The organism is Nocardia mangyaensis, assembly GCF_001886715.1.
In the GTDB taxonomy this organism is placed as follows: domain Bacteria; phylum Actinomycetota; class Actinomycetes; order Mycobacteriales; family Mycobacteriaceae; genus Nocardia; species Nocardia mangyaensis.
This window is the reverse complement of sequence record NZ_CP018082.1, coordinates 555668-578904: the sequence shown is the minus strand read 5'-3', so window position 1 is coordinate 578904 and position 23237 is coordinate 555668. Positions and strand designations below refer to the sequence as shown.

Annotated in this window: 24 protein-coding genes; 9 read left to right on the top strand and 15 right to left on the bottom strand. The window is 68.2% G+C overall.

Features of this window, described 5'->3' with window-relative positions; genetic code table 11:
* Nucleotides 1-46: 46 nt before the first annotated feature.
* On the bottom strand, nucleotides 47-1336 hold the full coding sequence (locus BOX37_RS02695; RefSeq protein WP_071926171.1) for a M18 family aminopeptidase: 1290 nt from the start codon (nucleotides 1334-1336) through the stop codon (nucleotides 47-49).
* A 32-nt stretch (nucleotides 1337-1368) separates the two neighbouring features.
* Nucleotides 1369-1788, bottom strand: a complete 420-nt coding sequence (locus BOX37_RS02690; RefSeq protein ID WP_071931130.1) for a MarR family winged helix-turn-helix transcriptional regulator — start codon at nucleotides 1786-1788, stop codon at nucleotides 1369-1371.
* 51 nt (nucleotides 1789-1839) lie between these two features.
* Here BOX37_RS02690 and BOX37_RS02685 point away from each other — a divergent pair, with 51 nt between their 5' ends.
* Nucleotides 1840-2916, top strand: coding sequence for an ABC transporter substrate-binding protein (locus BOX37_RS02685; RefSeq protein ID WP_071926169.1), 1077 nt, complete (start codon nucleotides 1840-1842; stop codon nucleotides 2914-2916).
* Nucleotides 2917-2960: 44 nt separating this feature from the next.
* Here BOX37_RS02685 and purQ read toward each other — a convergent pair whose 3' ends face one another.
* Together purQ and purS are read right to left on the bottom strand one after the other, a co-directional pair.
* On the bottom strand, nucleotides 2961-3638 hold the full coding sequence (gene purQ, locus BOX37_RS02680; RefSeq protein WP_071926166.1) for a phosphoribosylformylglycinamidine synthase subunit PurQ: 678 nt from the start codon (nucleotides 3636-3638) through the stop codon (nucleotides 2961-2963).
* Nucleotides 3635-3871, bottom strand: a complete 237-nt coding sequence (gene purS, locus BOX37_RS02675) for a phosphoribosylformylglycinamidine synthase subunit PurS (RefSeq protein ID WP_022565847.1) — start codon at nucleotides 3869-3871, stop codon at nucleotides 3635-3637. The genes purQ and purS overlap by 4 nt, the downstream gene beginning before the upstream one ends.
* A gap of 180 nt (nucleotides 3872-4051) precedes the next feature.
* Here purS and BOX37_RS02670 point away from each other — a divergent pair, with 180 nt between their 5' ends.
* Nucleotides 4052-4696: an MBL fold metallo-hydrolase gene (locus tag BOX37_RS02670; RefSeq protein ID WP_071926163.1), complete on the top strand. Its 645-nt coding sequence runs from the start codon at nucleotides 4052-4054 to the stop codon at nucleotides 4694-4696.
* Between the two features lies 1 nt (nucleotide 4697).
* Here the strand turns inward: BOX37_RS02670 and BOX37_RS02665 are convergent, their stop codons facing one another.
* Genes BOX37_RS02665 through gadC form a run of 3 tightly spaced genes read right to left on the bottom strand, consistent with a single transcriptional unit; the run spans nucleotide 4698 to nucleotide 7915 of the window.
* Nucleotides 4698-6044, bottom strand: a complete 1347-nt coding sequence (locus BOX37_RS02665; protein WP_071926161.1) for a dipeptidase — start codon at nucleotides 6042-6044, stop codon at nucleotides 4698-4700.
* A gap of 12 nt (nucleotides 6045-6056) precedes the next feature.
* Nucleotides 6057-6494 carry a hypothetical protein gene (locus tag BOX37_RS02660; RefSeq protein WP_071926158.1) on the bottom strand — a complete coding sequence of 146 codons (438 nt, stop codon included), beginning with the start codon at nucleotides 6492-6494 and terminating at the stop codon, nucleotides 6057-6059.
* Nucleotides 6491-7915, bottom strand: coding sequence for a glutamate/gamma-aminobutyrate antiporter GadC (gene gadC / locus BOX37_RS02655; RefSeq protein ID WP_071931129.1), 1425 nt, complete (start codon nucleotides 7913-7915; stop codon nucleotides 6491-6493). Before gadC ends, BOX37_RS02660 begins: the two co-directional genes overlap by 4 nt.
* A gap of 178 nt (nucleotides 7916-8093) precedes the next feature.
* Here gadC and gad point away from each other — a divergent pair, with 178 nt between their 5' ends.
* Nucleotides 8094-9494, top strand: coding sequence for a glutamate decarboxylase (gad, locus tag BOX37_RS02650; protein WP_206045756.1), 1401 nt, complete (start codon nucleotides 8094-8096; stop codon nucleotides 9492-9494).
* A 29-nt stretch (nucleotides 9495-9523) separates the two neighbouring features.
* Here the strand turns inward: gad and BOX37_RS02645 are convergent, their stop codons facing one another.
* Together BOX37_RS02645 and BOX37_RS02640 are read right to left on the bottom strand one after the other, a co-directional pair.
* Nucleotides 9524-10225: a DUF2334 domain-containing protein gene (locus BOX37_RS02645; protein ID WP_071926156.1), complete on the bottom strand. Its 702-nt coding sequence runs from the start codon at nucleotides 10223-10225 to the stop codon at nucleotides 9524-9526.
* 150 nt (nucleotides 10226-10375) lie between these two features.
* Complete coding sequence (locus tag BOX37_RS02640; protein WP_071931128.1) at nucleotides 10376-12601, bottom strand: S9 family peptidase; 2226 nt, start codon at nucleotides 12599-12601, stop codon at nucleotides 10376-10378.
* 105 nt (nucleotides 12602-12706) lie between these two features.
* On the opposite strand from BOX37_RS02640, the gene BOX37_RS02635 reads away from it, so the two are divergent.
* A complete protein-coding gene (locus tag BOX37_RS02635; RefSeq protein WP_156910245.1) occupies nucleotides 12707-13486 on the top strand; it encodes an esterase/lipase family protein in 780 nt (259 codons plus the stop codon).
* Here the strand turns inward: BOX37_RS02635 and BOX37_RS02630 are convergent.
* The 5 genes from BOX37_RS02630 to BOX37_RS02610 form a co-directional block, all read right to left on the bottom strand.
* Nucleotides 13483-14415, bottom strand: coding sequence for an alpha/beta hydrolase (locus BOX37_RS02630; RefSeq protein ID WP_084759385.1), 933 nt, complete (start codon nucleotides 14413-14415; stop codon nucleotides 13483-13485). The genes BOX37_RS02635 and BOX37_RS02630 overlap by 4 nt on opposite strands.
* Nucleotides 14416-14578: 163 nt before the next feature.
* A complete protein-coding gene (locus BOX37_RS02625; protein WP_071926150.1) occupies nucleotides 14579-15001 on the bottom strand; it encodes an HIT family protein in 423 nt (140 codons plus the stop codon).
* Between the two features lie 40 nt (nucleotides 15002-15041).
* Complete coding sequence (gene purB, locus BOX37_RS02620) at nucleotides 15042-16463, bottom strand: adenylosuccinate lyase (protein WP_071926147.1); 1422 nt, start codon at nucleotides 16461-16463, stop codon at nucleotides 15042-15044.
* 6 nt (nucleotides 16464-16469) lie between these two features.
* Nucleotides 16470-17123 carry a TetR/AcrR family transcriptional regulator gene (locus tag BOX37_RS02615; RefSeq protein WP_071926145.1) on the bottom strand — a complete coding sequence of 218 codons (654 nt, stop codon included), beginning with the start codon at nucleotides 17121-17123 and terminating at the stop codon, nucleotides 16470-16472.
* Nucleotides 17124-17280: 157 nt separating this feature from the next.
* Complete coding sequence (locus BOX37_RS02610; protein WP_156910244.1) at nucleotides 17281-18444, bottom strand: pyridoxal phosphate-dependent aminotransferase; 1164 nt, start codon at nucleotides 18442-18444, stop codon at nucleotides 17281-17283.
* 121 nt (nucleotides 18445-18565) lie between these two features.
* Between BOX37_RS02610 and BOX37_RS35050 the strand changes: the two genes are divergently transcribed.
* Nucleotides 18566-19828 (top strand): M23 family metallopeptidase, encoded by a 1263-nt coding sequence (locus BOX37_RS35050; protein ID WP_240505177.1) that lies wholly within the window; start codon nucleotides 18566-18568, stop codon nucleotides 19826-19828.
* Nucleotides 19829-19951: 123 nt separating this feature from the next.
* Here BOX37_RS35050 and purD read toward each other — a convergent pair whose 3' ends face one another.
* Entirely contained in the window at nucleotides 19952-21229 is a 1278-nt protein-coding gene (gene purD, locus BOX37_RS02600) for a phosphoribosylamine--glycine ligase (RefSeq protein ID WP_071926140.1), read from the bottom strand.
* Between the two features lie 149 nt (nucleotides 21230-21378).
* Here purD and BOX37_RS02595 point away from each other — a divergent pair, with 149 nt between their 5' ends.
* The 4 genes from BOX37_RS02595 to BOX37_RS33640 all read left to right on the top strand — a co-directional run bounded on the left by BOX37_RS02595 (nucleotide 21379) and on the right by BOX37_RS33640 (nucleotide 23220).
* A complete protein-coding gene (locus BOX37_RS02595; RefSeq protein WP_071926138.1) occupies nucleotides 21379-21756 on the top strand; it encodes a PH domain-containing protein in 378 nt (125 codons plus the stop codon).
* A 14-nt stretch (nucleotides 21757-21770) separates the two neighbouring features.
* Nucleotides 21771-22196: an HIT family protein gene (locus BOX37_RS02590; RefSeq protein ID WP_071926137.1), complete on the top strand. Its 426-nt coding sequence runs from the start codon at nucleotides 21771-21773 to the stop codon at nucleotides 22194-22196.
* 77 nt (nucleotides 22197-22273) lie between these two features.
* Nucleotides 22274-22798, top strand: coding sequence for a DUF3558 domain-containing protein (locus BOX37_RS02585; RefSeq protein ID WP_071926135.1), 525 nt, complete (start codon nucleotides 22274-22276; stop codon nucleotides 22796-22798).
* Between the two features lie 29 nt (nucleotides 22799-22827).
* Nucleotides 22828-23220, top strand: coding sequence for a hypothetical protein (locus BOX37_RS33640; RefSeq protein WP_156910243.1), 393 nt, complete (start codon nucleotides 22828-22830; stop codon nucleotides 23218-23220).
* Nucleotides 23221-23237 lie beyond the last annotated feature (17 nt).

The window sequence follows — 23237 nt, the reverse complement described above, 5'->3', positions numbered from 1 at the left end:
GCTCGCACTCCCGCCCGGCCGAACCACGACCCGATAGGTCGTTCGCTCAGTCCGCCGCCGGCGTCAGGAACGCGGCAAGGGCCGCGGCGTAGGCGGGGACATCGGCGGCACCCATGAGTTCACGGCACGAGTGCATGGCGAGTTGCGGCGCGCCCACGTCGACAGTCGAGATACCGGTACGGGCGGCCGTCATCGGGCCGATGGTCGACCCGCACGGCAGGTCCGCGCGATGGACGTACCGCTGCAACGGCACCCCGGCCTGCGCGCACGCCAACGCGAACGCCCCCGCGCCGGCCGCGTCGGTGGCGTAGCGCAGGTTCTGGTTGACCTTGAGCACCGGCCCACCGCCGACCTGGATGCGGTGCGCGGGTTCGTGGCGCTCGGGGTAGTTCGGGTGGGTGGCGTGCGCCATGTCGCCGGAGACGACCACCGAACCGGCGAGCGCGGCGAGGTAGTCCGCGCGGCCGCCGCCGCGGGCGAGCACAATCCGTTCCAGCACCGCGGGCAGTAGATCGGACTGGGCGCCGCGATCGGACTGGCTGCCGACCTCCTCGTGGTCGAACATCACCAAGACCGGCGTCGCCGCGCCCGGCTCGTCGACCGCGGCCAGGAAGGCTTGCAGTCCGGCGTAGCAGGTGCCCTGGTTGTCGAGCCGGGGCGCGCTCACCAGATCGTTGTCGCGCCCGACCAGGGTGCTGGGTGCGAGGTCGTGGGTCATCAGTTCCCAGCCGAGCACGTCGGCGCCGGCGACCCCGGCCCGCTCGGCGACGAAATCGAGGAACGAGACAGGCGCGCCACCGATCCCCCAGATCGCGTTCACGTGCCGCTGCGGGTCGAGGGTGACTCCGCGGCGGTCCTCGGACAGGTGGATGGCCAGCTGCGGCACCCGCAGGATCGGCTCGTCGATGCGGACCAGCACATCGTGCATCCGCGCACCCTCGCGCACACTCAACCGCCCGGACAGCCCCAGTTCCCGGTCCAGCCAGGAGTTCAGCCACGCCCCGCCGTACGGCTCGAGCCCGACGAGCTGCCACCCCGCCGAAGCCAGGTCGGGGTGCTGCTTCACCCGCAGGTTCGGGCTGTCGGTGTGCGCGCCGACCACCCGGAACGGCTCGGCGGGCGTGTCCGCGATATCGGACCAAGCGATCAGCGAACCACCGCGCACCACATAGTGTTTGCCACTGGCCTGCTCCCACGCCTTGGCCTCGGTCAAGGGCGTGAAGCCGTTGGCGTCGAGTTCGGCCGCCACCGTCGCGCACACATGGAACGGCGACGGTGACGCATCGATGAAGGCACACAGTCCGCTGGCCGTGGCCGCTGTCAGAGATACCGGCATGACGGCGATCCTAGGCGCCGGGCCCGGCGGGCTCAGTCCTCGAGTTCGGCGATGACCGACAGCGCGGCGACGAGATCGGTGTAGCGACGAGCGCCCAGCCGGCCCCGCAGCTCCTCTTCCGCGTACTGTTCCTGCGCGCGAATCCGGCCGACCAGCTTGGCGCCGAGGCTGCTCAACCCGATCAGGATGCGCCGACGATCGTCGGTGGCCGCGACCCGGAAGATCAGGCCGCGTTCGGCGAGATGGTCGGCGTGGCGGGTGGCCGAGGACGGGGCGAGCCGCGCGTGGGCGGCCAGTTCCGACATGGTCACCCCATCGTCGGTGGACAACTGCGACAGAATCGCCCAGTGATCCGCCGTGAGATTGTCCGCTGTCAACGCGGATTCGAGTTGACCGACCCAATTACGCTCCGCCGAGCGCAGAGCACCGTGCAGCGTGGAATAACCACTCATGATGGACACCGACGACATTCCCACCTCTCGCACTAGGCGATAGGGTACAGAATGCCCACGTTCGACGAGAGCCGGGACGAAACGATCGAGATTCTCTCGATCGTGCCCACTCAGGGCCCGGGTGGCATCATCGCGCCGTCGTGCACCGCCGCCATTTCCTTGGCTGTCGATGAAATCAATAGCGGCACAGGAATTCTCGGCCGCGAAATCCGGCTCACAACCATTGACGGCGGCCGGAAACCGCACGAGGTGGCCGCCGAGGTCGAAGCCCTGATGGCCACCGGGATGGTCGGCGCGATCACTGGTTGGCACACCTCGGCCGTGCGCCGCGCGGTCGCCGTCGCCGTCGACGGCCGCGTTCCCTACCTGTACGCGACCGACCACGAGGGCCTGCCCGACGAACGCCCCGGCGTACTCCTGGTGGGCGAACATCCCGACCGGCAGATCGTCCCCGCCGCCGCCTGGCTGTCCCGCGAACTCGGCGTACGCCGCTGGGCCGTCATCGGCAACGACTACATCTGGCCCCGCCAGACCGCCCGCGCCCTCCGCCGAGCTCTCCCCGCCCCCGGCGACATCGTCGTCGAGCGCTATGTCCCCCTGGGCACCACCGATTTCCGCGCCTTCCTGCACGATCCGGTGCTGCTCCTGGCCGACGCCGTCCTGGTCCTGCTGGTCGGCGCCGACACGGCCCGCTTGAACCGCCAGTTCACCACCGCGGGCTTGCCGCCGATCCTGCCCAGGCTCAGCCCCGCCGTGGACGAGAACGTCCTGCTCAGCGGCGGCCCGTCAGCGAACACCAACCTCTTCGTGGCATCCAGCTTCTTCCTCGACGATCACCTCACCGACGGCCGCGCTCGCCGAGACCGCTACCGCGAACACCAGGGCAGCTTCGCCCCCGCGCTGACCACCTTCAGCAACGCCACCTATGAGTCGATCCACCTACTACACGCCCTGGCCGACACCATCGGCACCCTCGACGTCCCCACGATCTCGGCCCATCTGGCCGACGGAATCACCCTGGACAGCCCCGCGTCCCGCCACGGCTTCCGAGGAAACCAGGCCACCGGCCCCACATTCCTGGCCGAAGCCAGCGGCGTCGACTTCACCATCATCGACAAACTCCCCTAGGCGAGAACCCCTCCCCCGCCTCGGGACACACCTCGGCACTCGAGTCAGGCCCCCACCAGACTATCGATCACCGAGAAGAACATCCCCAACCCATCATCACTGGGCCCGGTCAACGCCTCGGTCGCGTGCTCAGGATGCGGCATCAACCCGACAACGCGCCCATTGGCAGAAGCGATCCCCGCGATCCCCCGCTGCGACCCATTCGGGTTGTCACTCGCGTACCGGAACACCACGCGACCTTCCCCCTCGAGCTCATCGAGCACCTCGGGAGAAGCCTGATAACGCCCCTCACCCGACTTCAACGGCACCAAGATCTGCGCCCCCGCCTCATACCGCGACGTCCACGCGGTGTCAGTGGCTTCAACCTTCAACCACTCATCCCGGCAGATGAAGTGCAGCCCCTCATTGCGCGTCAACGCACCGGGCAACAGCCCCGCCTCGCACAGCACCTGGAACCCGTTGCAGATCCCGAGCACCGGCAGACCCTGGCCCGCCTGACGAACAACCTCACCCATCACCGGCGCGAACCGGGCGATGGCGCCACAGCGCAGATAATCGCCATAGGAGAAGCCACCGGGCACGATGACCGCGTCGACACCCTTGATGTCGGCATCGGCGTGCCACAGGCTCACCGCCTCGGCACCGGCCAACCGCACCGCGCGGGCCGCGTCGACATCATCGAGCGTGCCCGGAAAGGTAATGACGCCGATGCGCACGCTCATGAAACCCGAACGACCTTCCAGTCCTCGATCACGGTGTTGGCGAGCAGCGCTTCGGCGATCTGCTCGAGCTCGGCGTCGGAGACACTCTCGTCCACCTCGAGCTCGAATCGCTTGCCCTGCCGCACATCCGAGATTCCAGCGAATCCCAGACGCGGGAGCGCACCGACCACGGCCTGTCCCTGGGGGTCCAGGATCTCGGCCTTCGGCATGACCTCGACCACGACTCGTGCCACGCGTTGCTCCTCATGTGGTGTGGGGGGTTACCTCGGAAATCCTAGTTGACCCGGCGGTCGCGCCCGCCTTCCGGGGTGCTGGCGGCTGTGTTCCACGGCGCCGGCCCCCACGGACCCTCCGTGGCCACACTCCGCTTCCGCCTCCGGGCCCGTCGGGACCGGCGGCGATAGCATCGGGACATGCGCATCGCCCACTTCGGCCATTCCTGCATCCTCGTGGAGCTCAACGGCGCGAAGGTGCTGTTCGATCCCGGCTCGTTCGCGCACGGTTTCGAGGGCATCACCGGGCTGGACGCGATCGCGGTGACCCACCAGCACCCCGACCACATCGACCCGAACCGGATCGAGGCGCTGATCGAGGCCAACCCCGGCGCCCGGTTGCTCTCCGATCCCCAGACCGCCCAGCAGCGCGCGGAGGGCTGGGAGCCGGTCTCGGCGGGCCAGGTGCTCGAACTCGGGGACCTGCAGATCACCGGCGGTGGCGGCAGGCACGCGGTGATCCACCCGGAGATCCCGGTGGTCGACAACACCGTCTTCCAGCTGGGCACCGCGGCGGACCCGGCCCAGCTGGTCCACCCCGGCGACTCGCTGTGGGTGCCGCCGGTGCCGGTCGGTGTGCTCGCCATCCCGGCGGTGGCCCCGTGGATGAAGATCTGGGACACCGTCGACTACCTGCGAGCGGTCAATCCCCGCACCGCGCTACCCATCCACTACGGCATCATCGACCCCTCGGCCCAGGGCATCTACTTCGGCCGACTGAGCGAGATGGCCCCGGCGGGCACCGAGTTCCGCGTGATCCAGCCCGAGGACCAGGGCCAGTTCTGAGTCAGCGGTGGTAGCTGGTCAGGAACAGTGCCTCGGCCAGCGCCATGTGCTCGATCTCACTCGGGTCGACGCTCTCGTTCGGTGCGTGGATCAGGCATTTCGGCTCTTCCACGCCGATCAGCATGATCTCGGCCTTCGGATAGGTGTCGGCGAAGACATTGCACAGCGGAATCGATCCGCCCTGCCCCTCGGTGGTGACCTCGCGGCCGTAGGCGGTCGCCATCGCCGCGGCCAGCGCGTCACGAGCGGGACCGTGCTCGGCGGCGACGAACGGCTCGCCGAGCGATTCGAGTTCGATGTCGAGCTGGGCGTTCCAGGGCAGGTGCGCGCGAAGATGCTGTTCGAGCAGCTCGTGAGCGGCCTTGGGCTCGGTGCCCGGCGGGATCCGCAGATTGAGCCTGGCCCTGGCGCTGGGCTGGATCGCGGCCGAGGAGCCGACGACGGCGGGGACGTCCATGCCTAGCACGGTCAGCGCGGGCCGCGCCCACAGCATGTCGGAGACGGTGCCGCCGCCGATCAGGTCGACGCCGTCGAGCACTTCCGCGTCGGCGCGGAAGTCGGCGGGCGGGTACTGCGCGCCGGTCCAGCGCTGATCGTTGGTGAGGCCGTCGATGGTGGTGTTGCCCTCGGCATCGCGCAGCGAGGCGAGCAGCTGGATCATGGCCGCCAGCGCATCCGGCGCCGGTCCGCCGAACATGCCCGAATGCATCGGTCCCGCCAGGGTTCGCACCGTGATCACCACATTCACGAAACCGCGCAGGGTCTGGGTGAAGGTGGGCACGCCGACCGCGAAGTTGCCGCAGTCGGCGACCAGGATCGCATCGGCGGTGAGCAGGTCGGGGTTGGCGACGACGAACTTCTCCAGTCCGCCGGTGCCCTGTTCCTCCGACCCTTCCGAGACCACCTTGATCCCGATCGGGAAGTCGGGTCCGATGGCGCGCAGGGCCGTCAGGTGGGTGACGATGTTGCCTTTGCAGTCGGCGGCGCCGCGCCCGTACCAGCGGCCGTCCTTCTCGGTCAGCGTCCAGACCGGGGTGTGCCAGGCGTCGTCGTCGAGCGGGGGCTGCACGTCGTAATGGCAGTACAGCAACACCGTGGGCGCGCCGGGCGGCGCGGGCTTGGACGCGATGACGGCGGTGCTGCCGTCGGGCGTCTCGTGCAGGCTCACTTCGGTCAGCCCCACCGCGGCGAACGCGTCGGCGACCCACCGGGCGGTCCGCGCACAGCCCTCGGGCGGGAACTGCCGTGGGTCGGCGACAGATGGGAACGAAACCAGTTGGGTGAGATCCTTTTTCGCCTGATCCATCAGGCCGGACACCCGCGCGCGCAGATCTGCTTCGGTGGACATCGCTTCCCGCCTCTACTTCGTGGTGTCGTCGAGTTTCAGGGTGCCGAGGTGGTCGAGATAGGCAGGCAGGCGATCGGGGCAGTAGACGGCGAGCGCCTGCGCGACGGCCTGGGTGCTGTCGTTGGAGCCGATGACCGGTCGCTGGCCCGGCCCGGACGCGCCGTTGCTGATGGCGGCCTGATATCTGGCCCTGATCAGCGGGGAATCCGGGTCCTGGCAGACCGCGCCGCCGTCCGCGCCGAGCGAGTTGGCGATGATCCGCGGATCCGGTGCCGGGAGACCGGCGGCGATCAGATTGTCGTGCAGCTGTTGGGCTTTGGCCTGGCTCTGCGTGTCCTGGCGGATCTCGCTGAAGGTGAACAACCCGATCAGGGCGAACACCACGAGCAGCGCACCGGCGGTGAGGTAGATCCAGCGCCGCGTGCGGTCGGGAGCGTCTCCGGTCGTCATACCTTCTCACCCTCCGGGACGTCGAGTTTCCAGCTGTCCCTGCGGTTTCGATAGAAGAGGTAGGGAATCAACAGGCCGACGACGCTCATGCCACCGCCGACGATGAGCACATAGATCAGCGGACTGCCCGCACCGAACTGCGAGGGCGGAACGAACCCGATCGTGAAGGCGGCCACCGAGGACACCGCGCCGAGCCCGCACAGCGCGTACAGCGCGGGTGCGCGATAGCCGCGGGGATGGTCGGGTTTGGTCTTGCGGAGTCTGGCCGCCGCCGCGAACATCAGCACGTACATGATCAGATACACCTGCGTGGTGATCACCGACAGAATCCAGTACGCGCTGGAGACATTCGGGATGAACGCGTAGAGCAGGGCGATCAAGGTGGTGAACACGCCCTGGGCCACCAGCATGTTCTGCTGCACGCCGTGCTTGTTGAGCTTGGTCAGGATCGGCGGCAGATAACCCTCGCTGCGCCCGATCAGCAACAGCCCCTTGGACGGTCCGGCCAGCCAGGTGAGCATGCCGCCCAGTGCCGCGGCCACCAGTGCGATGCCGACGATCGGGGTGAGGAAGCCGATCCCGAAGTGGCTGAAGAACCCGTCGAAGGCCTGCATCACGCCGGCGGTGAGACTCAGGCTGGCCGCGGGCACCACCCAGCTGATGGCCAGCGCGGGCAGGATGAAGATCACCAGCACCAGACCGACGGCGAGGAACATCGCCTTGGGGAATTCCTTGCCGGGATTGCGCAGCGACGACACGTGCACCGCGTTCATCTCCATGCCGGCGTAGGACAGGAAGTTGTTGACGATCAGCACCAGACTCGCCAACCCCGCCCACGCGGGCAGCAGATGACTCGAATCCATCGGCGCCGCGGACGCATTGCCTTGCGCGAGAAAGACCAACCCGAGCACGACGAGCACCGTGCCGGGAATCAGGGTGCCGATGATCAGCCCCATGCTCGACAATCCGGCCACCGTCTTGGTGCCGTGCGAGGACACGTAGACACCGGCCCAGTAGATGGTGATGATCACGATCGCCACATACACACCGTTCGAGGCGAGCGAGGGATGAATGATGTAGGCGAAAGTGCTTGCCACATAAGCCAACAGGCTCGGATAGTAGAAAATGGTCATGGCGAATTGGCACCACACGGCGAGAAAGCCGAGGGGTTTGTTCAGTCCGTCACCGACCCATTTGTAGATACCGCCCTGCCAGCCCGAGGCCAGTTCCGCGGCGACCAGTGAGGTCGGCATCAGGAACAGGATCGCGGGAATGATGTAGAGGAATACACAGGCGAGCCCGTAGACGGCCATGGTCGGCGCGGATCGCAGACTGGCCACCGAACTCGTGGTCATCAGCGCCAATGTCACCCAGGACAGATATTTCGTCGTCGTCGCGACCTTGGTCGCGGAGCCGGTCATCAGCGCTGCCTCCTGCTGTGTCTGCACAACTAGCGGAAACCCTGGATCAACTGCTCAGGAATAGTAACTGTTGAGCATCCTCGAGAAAGGCGCGAAACAAGCGCATACAGGACAGAATCGTTGCAGAATGCTCGCGGAGCAATCAGCTGGCAGCGCACCACTGACGAGTGGAGGTCCCGTGGCCGAGAACCCCGATCCGCACGACCTTTTCAGCCTTCCCGGTTTCGCCCGTCCGGCGCCACACGACGGGTTTCCCGCCTACGAGCTCTTCCCCGATGTCGCCTACGAGATCGTGCACGACGAATTGCTCCTCGACGGCGTCTCACGGATGAATCTGGCCACCTTCTGCACCACCTGGGTCGACGACAACGCGCGCAGGCTGATGGCGGAATCGATCGACAAGAACATCGTCGACAAGGACGAATACCCGCAGACCGCCGAGTTGGAGCGGCGCTGCGTGCGGATGCTGGCCGATCTGTGGCACGCCCCCGGCCCGGCGCGCACTCTCGGCACCTCCACCACCGGGTCCAGCGAGGCGGCGATGCTCGGCGGGCTCGCGGCGAAGTTCCGCTGGCGGGCGGGCGGCGGGACCGGCACGCCGAATCTGGTGTGCGGGCCGGTGCAGGTCTGCTGGGAGAAGTTCGCCCGCTATTTCGATGTCGAACTGCGGCAGGTGCCGTTGCGCGGCGACCGCTACACCCTGCACCCCGACGATCTGGCGACCTACTGCGACGACAACACCATCGCCGTCGTGCCGACCTTCGGCCAGACCTTCACCGGCCTGTACGAGGACGTCGCCGCGATCAGTGCCGGGCTCGACCAGCTGCACGCCGCGGGCGGTCCCGACATCCCGATCCATGTCGACGCCGCCAGCGGCGGCTTCCTCGCTCCTTTCACCGCGCCGGATCTGGTGTGGGACTTCCGGTTACCACGGGTGAAGTCGATCAACGCCTCCGGGCACAAGACCGGTCTCGCCCCGCTCGGCGTCGGCTGGGCGATCTGGCGCGAGGCCGCCGATCTGCCCCCGGAGTTGATCTTCGATGTCGACTACCTCGGCGGTCACATGCCGACGTTCAATCTCAACTTCTCCCGCCCGGGCGGTCAGGCCATCGCCCAGTACTACGAGTTCATCCGGCTCGGCCGGATCGGCTACACGCGGGTGCAGTCGGCGATCCACCTGGTCGCCGAGCATTTCGCCAAGGGGATCAGCGGTCTGGGCCCGTTCGAGCTGATCCACGGCGGTCAGCCGAAGCACGGCATCGCCGCGGTGTCGTGGCGTCTGGCGGCCGATGCCGAGTACAGCCTCTACGACGTGTCCGACCATCTTCGCTCCCGCGGCTGGTTGATCGCCGCCTATCCACTGCCCGCCGACCGGCAGGACGAGACCATCATGCGCGCGGTCTTCCGGCACGGTTTCACCCTGGACATGGTCGATCTGCTGCTCGCCGACATCCGGCGCGGCCTCGACCAGCTCACCCGAAATCCACGGCGTACCCCCATGACCCGCGCGGAGGTCGGCGGTTTCACCCATGACGCGACCCCGACGGTTCCGTTGCCCAGCCACCGCCGCGCACCCTGATCGCCGATGTGTGTGCGCGGCGGTGGCGGTCAGGCGGCTCTGATGGCGGGGAACGGTTCCCAGCGGTAGACCTCGCTGCGCGCACCGTGATACAGCGCCAGGTCGACCGCGTCGAGCATCGCCTGGCGCGGTCCCGAGCGCTGCAACTGCGAGGCCGAGATCGCCAGGCGCGCGACGCCACCCCGGCGCGCTGTGCGCGCGGCACCCATCACCAGAGCCAGGCACCACCACGGTTCGGCACGGAAACCCTCACCGATCCCGTACACCCGGGCCCGCTGCGCCACATCGCGTTCCAGATCCACCATGGTGGTCAGGCCGAGCGCGAGCCGGAAGCCGACCTCGGGCAGCGCGGCCAGCGCACCGGCCGAGGCGTCCCAGCGGGGCGCGGCGAACAACCTGGTCCGCAGTCCGACCTGCTCCATCACCCGATCGGCGGCCTTGAGCCGCAGGGTGGCCTCGTGCCGGGGCAGGTTCGCGAACTCGGCGCGGCGCGATTTCGTGGCGGCCTGGTCGTAGCCGTGCAGGACGATGGCGTCGCCCGCGTGCCGCCTGCCGCGCAACCAGGATTGCGTGGCCGGGTCGTCGGCCAGCCGGTACTTGCCCTTCAACCGAGGCGCGACCAGCAGCGAGAGCCGCACATCCCGCTGATCCATCTCCGCCGCGAACTCGATCGCGGCATCGCGGGTGGTGTCCCTGATCCCCGATACGGAAACGATCACCTCGGCGTTCATGCCTCCACGGTGACAGCCCGAGGTGACGCCCGCGTGCTGCGCCGATGACGTACCGACGAACGCCGCACCATTTCTGCCCATGCGACACCCGCGCACGGGCTCGGGAGCGGTGCCGATGGTGCGGGTGCGCGAAGTCGGCGGGCGTGCCGATCAGGCGTCGGCCAGGCCCACCTTGTCCAGCACCCAGGCGTACTCGAAGCCGACTTCCTTCCACTTCTCGTAGCGCCCGCTCACGCCACCGTGCCCCGCGCTCATCTCCGTCTTCAACAGCACCTCGTTGTCACCGGTCTTGGTGTCGCGCAGCTTGGCGACCCACTTGGCCGGTTCCACGTAGAGCACGCGGGTGTCGTTGAGGCTGGTGATGGCCAGGATGGCCGGGTAGTCCTTGGCTTCGACGTTCTCGTACGGCGAGTACGACTTCATGTACTCGTAGACGTCCTTGTCCGCCAACGGGTTTCCCCATTCGTCCCACTCGATCACCGTCAGCGGCAGCGACGGGTCGAGGATCGAGGTGAGCGGGTCGACGAAGGGCACGTTGGCCAGGATGCCGGTGAACAGTTCGGGCGCCAGGTTGGCGACCGCACCCATCAGCAGTCCACCCGCGCTGCCGCCGTCGGCGATCAGCCGGTCCGGCGCGGTGGCCCCGGTGTCGACGAGATGGCTCGCGACGGAGACGAAGTCGGTGAAGGTGTTCATCTTCGACAACGTCTTGCCGTTCTCGTACCAGAGCCGGCCCATCTCGCCGCCGCCGCGCACGTGCGCCACCGCGAACACCATGCCGCGATCGAGCAGCGACAGCCGCGACACCGAGAACGACGGGTCGATGCTCGCCTCGTAGGAACCGTAGCCGTACAGCAGCATCGGCTTCGGGCCCGCGGGCAGCCCGCGGCGCTGGATCAGCGAGATCGGGATCCGGGTGCCGTCGTGGGCGAGGGCCCAATCCCGGTGCTGCTCATAGTCGTCGGCGTTGTACCCGCCGAGCACCGGCTGCTCCTTGCGCAGCAGCAGCTCTCCGGTCGCGGGCACATAGTCGAACACCTGCATCGGGGTGATGAACGAGGTGACGCCCACCCGCAGCGTCGGCTGCTCCCATTCCGGGCTCGAACCCGCACCGGCGGAGAACAATTCGAGCCCGAACTCGAGCTCGGTCAGCTCCCCGTAGCCCTGCGGGGACAGCGGCCAGACCGCGATGCGGGGCAGGGCGTCGCGCCGGTAGCCGAGCACCAGGTGGTTGGCGAAGGCGTCGATGTCCTCGAGCCGCACGTCCTCGCGGTGGCCGATCAGGATGGTCATGTCCGACGGATCGGTGGCGGGCGCCTCGGCGAGGACGAAGTTCTCCGCCTTCACCCCGTCGACCACGTCGTTGTGCAGGATCAGGAAGCGGTCCTCGCCGCCGATCACCGCGTGCTCGGCCGAGTACTCCACGCCTTCGCGCCGGGGCAGCAGCACCCGGAACGCGCCCTCGGGGTTGTCCGATTCCAGCACCCAGCCCTCGGTGGTGATCTTGGAACCGAGCCAGATCATCAGGTACTTCTCCGAGCGGGTCGCGCCCACACTCACCCAGTACCGCTCGTCGGGCTCGTGGAACACCGCCACATCGGCATCGGAGCCGGTGCCGATGCGGTGGCGCCACACGGTGTCGGGGCGCCACGACTCGTCGACGGTCTGATAGAAGATGTGCGTGCCGTCCAGCGACCAGGTCGCCCCGGGCGCGGCCCCGACCACTTCGTCGGGCAGCAGGTCGCCGGTGCGCAGATCCTTGATCCGCAGCGTGTAGCGCTCGTCGCCGGTGCTGTCGACGGAGTATGCGAGCAGGTTGCCGTCGTGGCTCAGCGAGAACGCGCCGAGGGCGAAGAAGTCGAGCCCCTTGGCGAGGACATTGCTGTCGAGCAGCACTTCCTCGCCCTCGATCACGGGGTACATCTGCGAGGTCGCCGAGAGCCCTGCGTGGTCACGCTCCGCTGCCGCCTCCGGGCCCGCCGACGACCTCGCGGGATCCACCTCGAGCTGCGGCGGGGTCCACGCGTCGATGCCGTCGGCCTCGGCGTCGATGGGACAGCGGCAGTGCACGCCGTACTGCTTGCCCTCGAAACTGCGCGAGTAGTACCAGTATTCGCCCAGCCGGGTGGGCACCGAGAGGTCGGTCTCCTGGGTGCGGGCCTTGATCTCGTCGAAGATCTTGTCCCGCAACGGCTGCAAGGTGTCGGTCCGCGCCTCGGTGAAGGCGTTCTCGGCCTCCAGGTACGCGATGACCTCGGGATCCTCTTTGTCCCGTAGCCATTCGTACTCGTCGACGAACGTGTCGCCGTGGTGCACGCGCTCGAAGGGCACCTTCTTCGCGATCGGCGCCGACACCGTCTGATTCTCGCCAGCCATGGGTCCACCGTAGTCGCCGCGCCCCACCCCGGCCCGCCAACTCGGCCGCGGTCGATGGAGCAGGCAATGTTAGGGTACCCAAAGCAAAATGACCAGGAGGCGTCCATGGGCAGGACCGTGCGACTCGTCGTCGCCGCGCAGTTCGCCGCGTTCTCGGTGCTCGCCCTGGGCGCCGTCACCGCGCAGGCCGAACCACCGGCGCCGCGCAAGATCGCGTTCATCGTGCCTGGTCAGCAGCTCTATGCCGGCGGCCCGGTCTGGGCGAGCCTGTTCGAGCCGATGCGGTCCGCACTCGAGCAGCGCGGCTTCGAGACGCACTACATCGACGCGCCCGGCAGGCTCCTGCGCGAGGACGCCGAACTCATCCGCGCGAGAGTCACCTCGATCGCCGAGGAGGCCGACGAGGTGGCGCTGGTCGGCCACAGCGTCGGCGGGGTCAGCGCACGGTGGTTCCTCGCGGAGCTGGGCGGGCACCCGCTCGTCGACTCCTCCATCGCGATCGGCACAGCCCAGTACGGCTCACCCGGCGGCTGCACCCAAGGCCCGGCCGACGGCTACGACGCGTGCGTGTACTCGGATCTGTTCCCCCAGCTCAATGCCGGTGACGACACCCCAGGCAAGACCAGATACACCGTGCTCCAGAGCTCGGGCGAATGGGCCGACGGTCGACTCGACGGCGGCCAGTGCCGGGTGTACGTCGACGGCATCCTCGGCAGCGGCACCGGCTTCGACCACATCGTCGAGGTGGCCGATCCGACCCTGCTGGCCGAGCTCGGCGCGGCCGCCGACGGCGAGTGCACCGGTACCTACGTCGACGAGGCCGATGGCACCATCACCTGGCAGGACACCATGACCGAGACGGCACCGCCGGTCCCCTACAACTAGGCCCCGAGCGCGGGACCGATGGTCGGCCAGGACGCGTGCAGCGCGTCCTGCCAGTAGGACCACGAGTGGGTGCCGACCGGGTGATAGTCGATCTTGGCGCCGATCCCGGCCGCGCGCAGGCGCTGGTCGAAGGCGACCATGCAGGTGTTGACGCCGAGTTCGATAGGCCCGCCGAGGAAGATGTTCTCCGCGAGCTGCGGCTTGAGCTGGGCCTCGTGCGGGCCGGGGATGCCGGTGCCGGTGGACATGTACAGCGCCTTGCCGCGCAGCCCCTCGACCATCAGCGCCGGATCGTGCGCGGCCCACTCGGGACCACCCGGCGCGCCCCACATGTTGCCCGGGTCGCCGCCCCTGGTGGCGATGGAGAACATGATCGCGCTCGCCGCCATCGCGGTGTCGGGGCACGCGCTGTATCCGGCGACCGCCCGGTACAGCCCGGGGTGGCGGGCGGCGAGGATGTAGGCCGCGTTGCCGCCCATCGACAGGCCGCCGATGCCGTTGACACCGTTGCCGTCGAACCGCGCGTTGATCAGGCCCGGAAGCTCCTGAGTGAGAAAGGTTTCCCACTTGTACCGGCCGAATTGCGGGTCGTCGGTGATCCAGTCGGTGTAGTAGCTGGCCTGCCCGCCGATCGGCAGGACCACGTTGATGTGCTTGCCACGGAAGAAGGCTTCGGCATCGGTGGCGTTGGTCCAGGTGCTCTGGCCGATACCGGGGTCGAGCCCGTCGAGCAGGTAGTAGGTGGGGCGGGACCCACCACCGGCGGGGTGCAGCACATGTAGATCGATGGTGCGGCCCATGACGGGCGAGGCGACCGTGATCGCGGTCCGCGTGGCACTGAGCGAGTTCACCGCGACGAAATCCGCGGCGGCCGCGGGTGCCGTGTGCACGACCGCCGGTCCGATCAACGCGATGGCGAAAGCCAGCACTGAAGCAGCAACACCTGTACGACGCACGACCTACCCTCCATTACCGCAAGCCAATGACAGTCCAAGGTAACCCACGCGCACGCGCATGTGAGGTATTTCACGGCCCCGGCGTTTCTCCAGCAAACTCCCCGGTTTGCAATGCCCGGTTCGCCCGATGCGCGGGTCAGCGGGTGAGCGCACCCCGAATCGAACCGGCGAGATAGTCGAGATCGGCGCGCGCGGGCGAGGTGGGCCGGGCCCGCAGACCGAAGCCGTCACCGGGCGTTCGCGGGATCACGTGCAGGTGCACATGGAAGACCTCCTGCCCGGCCGTGACGCCGTCGGCGAGGAAGAAGTTCACGCCGTCGGCGGCCACCTCACTGGACCGCAGCGCGGCGGCAATCCGCTGACCCACCTGGAAGAGCTTGCCGCCCAACACGGGATCGAGATCGGCCAGGCTCGGTGCGGCGGCCTTGGGGACGACGAGGACGTGTCCGGGCGTCACGGGGCGAATGTCCATGAACGCCAGGACATCATCGTCCTCGTAGACCTTGGACGCGGGCGCGGACCCGGCGATGATATCGGCGAAGATCGTGTACGGATTCACAGTGTCCTCTTGCGGCTGGCGCCGCGGGTTCGCGGACTGCCTACAGAATCGGTGACGGCGAGTAGCGCGCGGCTTCGGGGTTGGCCTCCACCAGCTTCTGCACCTGCGCGATGACCTCCGACACCTGGTCGGCCGCCGCGCCGATGAAGGCGGACTTGTCGGCCAGCGCCGCGTCGAGCGCGGCGCGGTCCAGCGGCATCCGCTCGTCAGCGGCCAGGCGATCGAGCAGATCGGGTTCGCGACCCTGCTCGCGCATGGCCAGCGCCACCGCGACCGCGTGCTCCTTGATGACCTCGTGCGCGGTCTCGCGACCGACGCCCGCGCGCACCGCCGCCATCAGGATGCGGGTGGTGGCCAGGAACGGCAGGTACCGGTCGAGCTCGCGCGCGACCACCGCCGGGTAGGCGCCGAACTCGGCGAGCACGGTCAGGAAGGTCTCGAACTGGCCGTCGATGGCGAAGAACGCGTCGGGCAGCGCGACGCGGCGCACCACCGAGCAGAACACGTCACCCTCGTTCCACTGCGCGCCGGCCAGCTCGGCGGCCATCGAGCCGTAACCGCGCAGCACCACCTGCAGGCCGTTGACGCGCTCACAGGAGCGGGTGTTCATCTTGTGCGGCATCGCCGAGGAGCCCACCTGGCCGGGCTGGAAACCCTCGGTGACCAGCTCGTGGCCCGCCATCAGGCGAATGGTGTGCGCGAACGAGGACGGTCCGGCGCCCAGCTGCACCAGCGCCGAGAGCACATCGTGGTCGAGCGAGCGCGGATACACCTGGCCGACGCTGGTGAACACGGTCGCGAAGCCGAGGTGGCGCGCCACCTGCTGTTCGAGCGCGGCCAGCTTGCCCGCGTCGCCGTCGAGCAGGTCGAGCATGTCCTGGGCGGTGCCCATCGGGCCCTTGATCCCGCGCAGCGGGTAGCGCTCGATCAGCTCACGCACGCGGGTGAGCGCGACCAGCACCTCGTCGGCGGCCGAGGCGAAGCGCTTGCCGAGCGTGGTGGCCTGCGCGGCGACATTGTGCGAGCGACCCGCCATCACCAGGGTCTGGTACTCGGCGGCCCGCTCGGCCAGCCGCGCCGCGATGGCGATGCCGTGGTTGTACACGTGCTCGAGCGAGAGCCGGATCTGCAGCTGCTCGACGTTCTCGGTGAGGTCGCGGCTGGTCATGCCCTTGTGCACGTGCTCGTGCCCGGCGAGCGCGTTGAACTCCTCGATGCGCGCCTTCACGTCGTGGCGGGTGACCCGCTCGCGCTCGGCGATCGAGGCCAGGTCCACCCGGTCGATCACGCGCTCGTAGTCGTCGAGCACTCCGGCGGGGACGTCGATCCCGAGCTCGGACTGCGCCCGCAGCACCTCGAGCCACAGCCGCCGCTCGAGCACGATCTTGTTCTCGGGTGACCAGAGCGCGACGAGCTCCGGGCTGGCGTAACGGGTGGCGAGGACATTCGGGACGAGGCTCACGAACGCTCAGTCTAGTTGGCGCACCCGTTCGGCCTGCTGGGGCATCATGTTGGGCACCACGGGCGGGGCGACGATGTCGATCATTTCCAGCAGTCCGGCTCGGGCGGGGCGGCGGGGTTCGGGGTGGCCCTCGATGAGGGCGGCGACCACCGCACCGTCGACCACGGCGACCAGTCGGCGCAACTGCTCGGGGCGCACCACTCGATCGGAGCGGCGCAGCACGTCGGCGAGCAGGTCTTCGAGCTGGGTGCGTAGTCGGAGCTGGACCTCGCGTAATTCGGGGTGGCGCGCGGAGGCGACCGAGCGCTCGTAGCGGGCGATCAGCTGACCTCGGGCGTCGAGGTCGCCGTCGTCGGGGCCGACCAGCAGGTCGAGGACCAGGTCGACGGTCGCGTCGGTGCCGCGCCTGCGGTGGCTGACCTCGCCGACCCGGCGGCGCATGGCGTCGAGTTCGATCGCCCCGCTGAACTCGACGGCGCGCGCGATCAGATCTTCCAGTGATTCGAAGTAGTAGGTGGTGGACGCGAGCGGAAGGTCTGCCCGCGAGGCCACCGAGCGATGTCGCACGGCGTCGAAGCCGCCTTCGAGCAACAGTTCAGCCGCCGCCGCCACCAGAGCTTGGCGACGTCGTTCGCCTTTCGGGGTCGTTGCGGTGGTCACCGTGCCATCGTGCCAGTCATCATCAGTTCAACCGTGCGCAATCGTCATCGGGGAAACGCTGGGAATTCGGGATAACTGAGTTTTACCGCATCCCGGTCCGGAAGTGTTCGTACTAGGCAAAGTTGTTGTCGCACATCACTGTTGACACCGGCCCGGATCAAGCCTTCAAGTACCGCTCGAGACGCTCCAGCGCTGCGGAGATGTCGTTTGTGGATCCTGCGAAGGAGAAGCGCGCGGTGCGGCTGCCGTGCACGGTGTCGAAGTCGAGCCCGGGGGCCAGCGCGACACCGGTTTCGGCGAGGACGTCGGCGCACCAGGCGAGGGAATTATCGGTCAGATGTCCAATTTCGGCGTAGGCGTAGAAGGCGCCGTCGGCGGGCGCCAACTCGGTGATACCGAGGGCGGGCAGACCCTCCAGCAGCAGCGCCCGGTTACGCGCGTAGCGGCGCACGTGCCCGTCCAGTTCATCCCTGGCTTCCGCGCCGAAGGCGTGCACCGCCGCGTACTGGGAGATGGCGGGCGGGCACACGGTCATGTTCGAGGCCAGCCGCTGCAAGGCTGGGCGCAGGTCGGCCGGTGCGAGCATCCAGCCCAGCCGCCAGCCGGTCATCGAGAAGTACTTCGACACCGAGCCGATCACCACCGACGCACGGGAGAACTCCCAGGCCGACGAGGTGGGCGTGCTCGCGCCCGCGTAGGTGATGCCGTGATAGATCTCGTCGGAGATCAGCAGCGTCCCGTGTTGTTCGCACCAGCGGGCCAGCCCGGCCAGCTCGGCCGGGTCGATCATGGTGCCGGTCGGGTTGGCCGGGCTGGCCACCACCAGGCCCGCGGGTGGTTCGGGCAACGCCTCGAGCATCGCGACCGTGGGCTGGAATCTGGTCTGCGGGCCGCAGTCGAGTTCGACGACGGTGCAGCCGAGCGCGGTCAGGGTGTTGCGGTAGGCGGGGTAGCCGGGGCGGGCCACCACGACCGTGTCGCCCGCGTCGAAGGCGGCCAGGAAGATCAGCGTGAACGCGCCGGAGGACCCGGTGGTCACCACGACCTCGTCCGGGTGCACGTCGTAGCCGTAGGTCGCGCTGTGATGCTCCGCGATCGCCTCGCGCAGCGGCAGGATGCCGAAGGTCTCGGTGTAGCCGAGCAACTCGTGATCGATCGCGGCCCTGGTGGCCCGCAGCACCGGCGCCGGCGCCTGGGTCGAGGGTTGCCCCGCCGCCAGGACCAGCACATCTGCGTGCGACCTGGCCCGTTCGGCCGCCGCTTTCCACACGTCCATCACGTAGAAAGGGGGGATGGTCGACCGGCGCGATTCTCTGGACACCCGAGAGACGGTAGAGCACCCGCTCGCGCGCACGCACAGATATGGTCGGCACAATGGCTCCAACAGCGAAGACGCAGCCACCGACGCGGCCGAGGTGGGCGCGCCGGGGGTGGGGGGCGGAATGAAGCGGACACAAACCGCGCGGGACGTGACTCTCGTCGATGCCGACCGCGTCGAGCCCGCATCAGCCGACGCGGCCGCACCAGGGCACAACGCGGTCGTGGCGAGTGGTGACGGTCGGCCCGACGACGACACGAATTCGCCGCGCCGGCACAGCGCCGATGACGCGGACGGTCACGACCAGCCCGACAACGACACGACCCCACCACAGAACAGCGCGAACAACGCGAATGGCCTTCCGAGTCGCGCTCTGCCCGACCCGCGCGGCGCGACTGCCCAGCGCAGCCGGATGGTCAATGGCCTTGTGCTGCGGGCGGATTGGCGTAGCCAACTGCCAGCGAAAGTAGCTGTGCGCGATCGCGTTTCGGCATGGGTCGACCATTATCCGACGGTCAGCGAGGTCGTTGGTGACCTTCGGGGTGGCGAGTTCCGCAAGGTGTTCTGGGAGCGGCCGAGGACGCGGGCCGAGCAGTTGTGGGAGCGGCGGCCGAGTCAGGAGCGGGTGCGGGCGACGCTGATCGAGCGGCGGGTGCTGATCGCCGGGGTGGCGGTGGTCGCACTGTTCGTGACGGCCGACGCCCAGTTCGGGGCCGCACTCAGTGACCGTCCGCTGGCGCCGGGCGAGGCGCAGCGGGTGGCCATCGCCTACCCCCCGCAGATCCAGCAGAACCCGCAGTCGGTGCGGCCGATGCTCGACGCCATCGCCGCGGGCGAGAAGCGTCGCGAGGCCGCCGTGGTCGCCGCCGCCGCGCGGGCCACCCTGGAGCGGGCGAAAGCGGAGGCCGCGGCCGCGGCGTCGGGCGAATGGCAGGACTGGATGGGCGAGCGCGCGCCGGTCGTCCCCGGTGTGCTCACTCCGGGTTCCACCCCGTCCACCGGCGGGTTCAGCCTGCCCGCCAAGGGCGCGTTCACCTCGGGCTTCGGCTCACGCTGGGGCACCATGCACCGTGGCATCGACATCGCCGCCCCCATCGGCAGCCCCATCTACGCCGTCGCCGACGGCACGGTGATCGAGGCGGGCCCCGCCCAGGGGTTCGGCCTGTGGGTTCGCATCCGGCACGACGACGGCACGATCAGCGTCTACGGGCACATGTACGACTTCTTCGTCTCCCAGGGCGAACGCGTCCCGGCGGGCATGCAGATCGCGCGCATCGGCAACCGCGGCGATTCCACCGGTCCCCATTTGCATTTCGAGATCGTCCAGAACAACCAGCACGTCGACCCGCAGGTCTGGCTGGCGATGCACGGACTCCGCCTGACCTGATCGCGCATCGCCGTCACGCGACGTGGCGGATGACGCGACTGGACCCTTGATCACCGCGCGCTGGTGGCTTTCGCCTCTCGGCCGCCACCACCACAGCGTGGTGAACAACCGTCCGATGTCGGGTCAGCTGGTGCGGCGCTCGGGGATGACGACCTCGGTCGCGCCGATGTCGGTGCGGAAGTGGCTGCCGGGCAATTTGATTCGCTCGAGGCGGGCGTAGGCGCGCTCGCGGGCCTGGGCGAGGTCGGCGCCGACGCCGACCACATTGAGTACCCGCCCACCCGCCGACACCAGGGCCCTGTCCTCGCGCAGAGCGGTGCCCGCGTGCAGCACCAGGGTGTCCCCGGCCAGGGCACCGTCCTCGGCGCCGCTGATCACGTCACCCGTGCGCGGCCGGGCCGGGTAGTTCTCCGCGGCCAGCACGACCGTGATCGCCGAACCGTCCTTCCAACGCGGCGGGTCGATCTCGGCGAGGCGACCGGTCGCGGTGGCGTGCAGCAGTTCGGCGAAGGGACTGTCCAGCAGGGCGAGTACGGCCTGGGTCTCGGGATCGCCGAAGCGGCAGTTGAATTCGACCACGGCGGGCCCATGGGCGCCGATCGCCAGACCCGCGTACAACAGGCCGGAGAAGGAGCTGCCCCGGGCGACCAGCTCGGCCGCCACCGGCTTCACCACGTCCTCGACGATCTCGGTCAGCGTCTCCTCCGGCAGCCACGGCAGCGGCGTGTAGGCGCCCATGCCGCCGGTGTTCGGGCCGGAATCGCCGTCGCCGACGCGCTTGTGGTCCTGGGCGGGCAGCAGCGGGACCACGGTCTCGCCGTCGACCAGGCAGAACAGCGACACCTCTGGCCCGTCGAGGAACGACTCCAGCAGCACCGGATGACCCTGTTCGAGCAGTTCGGCACCGTGATCACGGGCCGTGCGGCGATCGTCGGTCACCACGACGCCCTTGCCCGCGGCGAGCCCGTCGTCCTTGACCACCCAGGTCGGGCCGAAGCGGTCCAGCGCCGCGTCCAGCTCGGCCGGGCTGTCGACGATCTCGCTGTGCGCGGTCCGCACACCGGCCACCGCCATCACATCCTTGGCGAACGCCTTCGAACCCTCGATCCGCGCGGCATCGGCCGACGGGCCGAACACCGGGAACCCGGCCGCGCGCACCGCGTCGGCGATACCGAGCACCAGCGGCACCTCGGGCCCGATCACCACCAGGTCGGCGGCGACGTCGGCGGCCAGCGCGACCACGGCCTCGGCCGAGCACGGATCGACCGCGCGCAGCTCGGCGTGCTGACCGATCCCCGGGTTGCCGGGGGCCGCGATCACCGCCGTCACCGAGGGATCCCGGCGCAGCGCCAGGACGAGGGCATGTTCACGGGCTCCGGAACCGATGACGAGTACGCGCACGGCAGCAAGATTAGTCGCGCACCGCTGCGCCCCTTCGCACGGCCCGCGGCCGGGATTTCCACCCACGTGCCCGCGCATCGGGTTCAGCTGGGGGACAATGGCCTTAGCGTGGCATAACGCCCGCCGACATCGCGCGATGGGAGCACAGCATGGGTCTGCTCGACGGGATGATGGGCAACGCGGGACGCATCGAGCCCGGTGCCGCCCAGCAGGAGTACGCCAAACTGTTCGGCCAGGGCGAGCAGGTCTACGCGGCCTTCCTGCTGGTGCGCGACGCGATGCTGTTCACCAATCGCCGCCTGATCATGATCGACAAGCAGGGCGTCACCGGCCGCAAGGTCAGCTATCACAGCATCCCCTACCGCTCGATCTCGCGTTTCGCCGTCGAGACCGCCGGCACCTTCGACCTCGACGCCGAGCTCTACATCTGGATCAGCAGCCAAGACGAGCCGGTGAAGCAGCGTTTCAACCGTCAGGTCGACATCTACGAGGTGCAGGGCATCCTGTCGCATTTCATCGCCGTCTGATTAGGCTCGCCGGTATGGCATCCGTTTTCAGCGCGATCATCGCAGGCCAACTGCCCGGCCGCTTCGTCTGGTCCGACGACGAATTCGTCGCCTTCCTCACCATCGCCCCCGTCACCCAGGGTCACACCCTGATCGTGCCGCGCGCCGAGATCGACCAGTGGCAAGACGTCGACCCCGAGGTCTTCGCCCGCCTCACCGGCGTCGCCCAGAAGATCGGCCAGGCCGTCCGCATCGCCTTCGACGCCCCTCGCGCCGGCCTGCTCATCGCCGGGCTCGAGGTCCCCCACCTGCACACCCACGTCTTCCCCGCCTACACCATGGGCGACTTCGACATCTCCGGCGCCGACACCAACCCCTCCCCCGAATCCCTCGACGAAGCCCAGACCAAGATCAAGGCCGCTCTGCGCGAGTTGGGCTACGGGGCAGGCGTTCCGGACTGATGCGGAACCAGGGGGAACCGAAACGGTCGGTCGTGCGTCAAAGTCATCGAGTGGGTTTGTTCAGAAGGGGAGAGACGATGCGACTGGTTGGCGTTGCCGCCGGGGTGTGTGCTGTGGTTTTGGCGCTCGCCGGGTGCTCCGAGAGTGTGGATGGGCAGGCGGAGGTCAGTGGGGCTCCGCTGACGAAGGAGCAGCTGTTCGATCCGTGCAACGTGCCGGATGAGGTGCTACTGGCGGCGGGGGCCGATCCGGCGTCGAAGGACGACAACCCGTTCTCAGCCCCGAGCTCCAGCTGGAAGGGGTGCGGGTGGCGCGCTGGCGACTTCTACCTGTCACTTCTGTCGACGACGAATTCCCCACAGGAATTCCGCGAGAATACCTACTTTCACGACTTCCAGGATGTGACCGTCAACAGCAGGCCGGGACTTCAGTACCTAATTGGCGAGAGCAATCCACCCGAAGAGTGCGGAATTGCGTTCGGCTCCAGCCAGGGAACGATAACCCTGATGGTAGGTCGCGCATTGAGCAGCAAGTCGACAACCGACCCATGCGAAGTAGCTAATACGGCTGCTCCAAGTTTTGTTGAAGTCCTTCCAGAATAGCGAAATGGTGACACCAGAAAGACACATCAATGGCAGATGCAAATGCGGTTGCTAAAGAATTCCAAACCCTCGCCGGCGAGGCAACCGCCGGCAGGCTGATAATCGAGTACGACGCAGCCGAACGATGTGCAAAGTGGTGCGATGAATACAGCAGGGACCTAGACGATTTAGGACGTAGGGCACAGCTCATTGTCTCAATCGAGTCATTCGGAAATCTAAGGTCGGCATCGACACTTGGGGACAAGTTTGCCAAATTGGCCAACGGCGGTGCGGGTTCCGGTTCTTACACCGACGCAATCCGTCAACACCAAGAAATACTTGCCTCCATGGCCGACATGTACCGAAAAGCTGGTGCCGCGTACAAGGACTGCGATGAGGCCACACAGTTGGCGATCAAGCAGCAGACCAACAATCTCGACTGACCTCAGGGGGGAATCAT

Coding starts and splice junctions, on each gene's coding strand:
- BOX37_RS02695 (WP_071926171.1), bottom strand. CDS start 1,336: ATGCCGGTATCTCTGACAGCGGCCACGGCCAGCGGACTGTGTGCCTTC.
- BOX37_RS02690 (WP_071931130.1), bottom strand. CDS start 1,788: ATGAGTGGTTATTCCACGCTGCACGGTGCTCTGCGCTCGGCGGAGCGT.
- BOX37_RS02685 (WP_071926169.1), top strand. CDS start 1,840: ATGCCCACGTTCGACGAGAGCCGGGACGAAACGATCGAGATTCTCTCG.
- purQ (WP_071926166.1), bottom strand. CDS start 3,638: ATGAGCGTGCGCATCGGCGTCATTACCTTTCCGGGCACGCTCGATGAT.
- BOX37_RS02670 (WP_071926163.1), top strand. CDS start 4,052: ATGCGCATCGCCCACTTCGGCCATTCCTGCATCCTCGTGGAGCTCAAC.
- BOX37_RS02665 (WP_071926161.1), bottom strand. CDS start 6,044: ATGTCCACCGAAGCAGATCTGCGCGCGCGGGTGTCCGGCCTGATGGAT.
- BOX37_RS02660 (WP_071926158.1), bottom strand. CDS start 6,494: ATGACGACCGGAGACGCTCCCGACCGCACGCGGCGCTGGATCTACCTC.
- gadC (WP_071931129.1), bottom strand. CDS start 7,915: ATGACCGGCTCCGCGACCAAGGTCGCGACGACGACGAAATATCTGTCC.
- BOX37_RS02645 (WP_071926156.1), bottom strand. CDS start 10,225: ATGAACGCCGAGGTGATCGTTTCCGTATCGGGGATCAGGGACACCACC.
- BOX37_RS02640 (WP_071931128.1), bottom strand. CDS start 12,601: ATGGCTGGCGAGAATCAGACGGTGTCGGCGCCGATCGCGAAGAAGGTG.
- BOX37_RS02635 (WP_156910245.1), top strand. CDS start 12,707: ATGGGCAGGACCGTGCGACTCGTCGTCGCCGCGCAGTTCGCCGCGTTC.
- BOX37_RS35050 (WP_240505177.1), top strand. CDS start 18,566: ATGAAGCGGACACAAACCGCGCGGGACGTGACTCTCGTCGATGCCGAC.
- BOX37_RS02595 (WP_071926138.1), top strand. CDS start 21,379: ATGGGTCTGCTCGACGGGATGATGGGCAACGCGGGACGCATCGAGCCC.
- BOX37_RS02590 (WP_071926137.1), top strand. CDS start 21,771: ATGGCATCCGTTTTCAGCGCGATCATCGCAGGCCAACTGCCCGGCCGC.
- BOX37_RS02585 (WP_071926135.1), top strand. CDS start 22,274: ATGCGACTGGTTGGCGTTGCCGCCGGGGTGTGTGCTGTGGTTTTGGCG.
- BOX37_RS33640 (WP_156910243.1), top strand. CDS start 22,828: ATGGCAGATGCAAATGCGGTTGCTAAAGAATTCCAAACCCTCGCCGGC.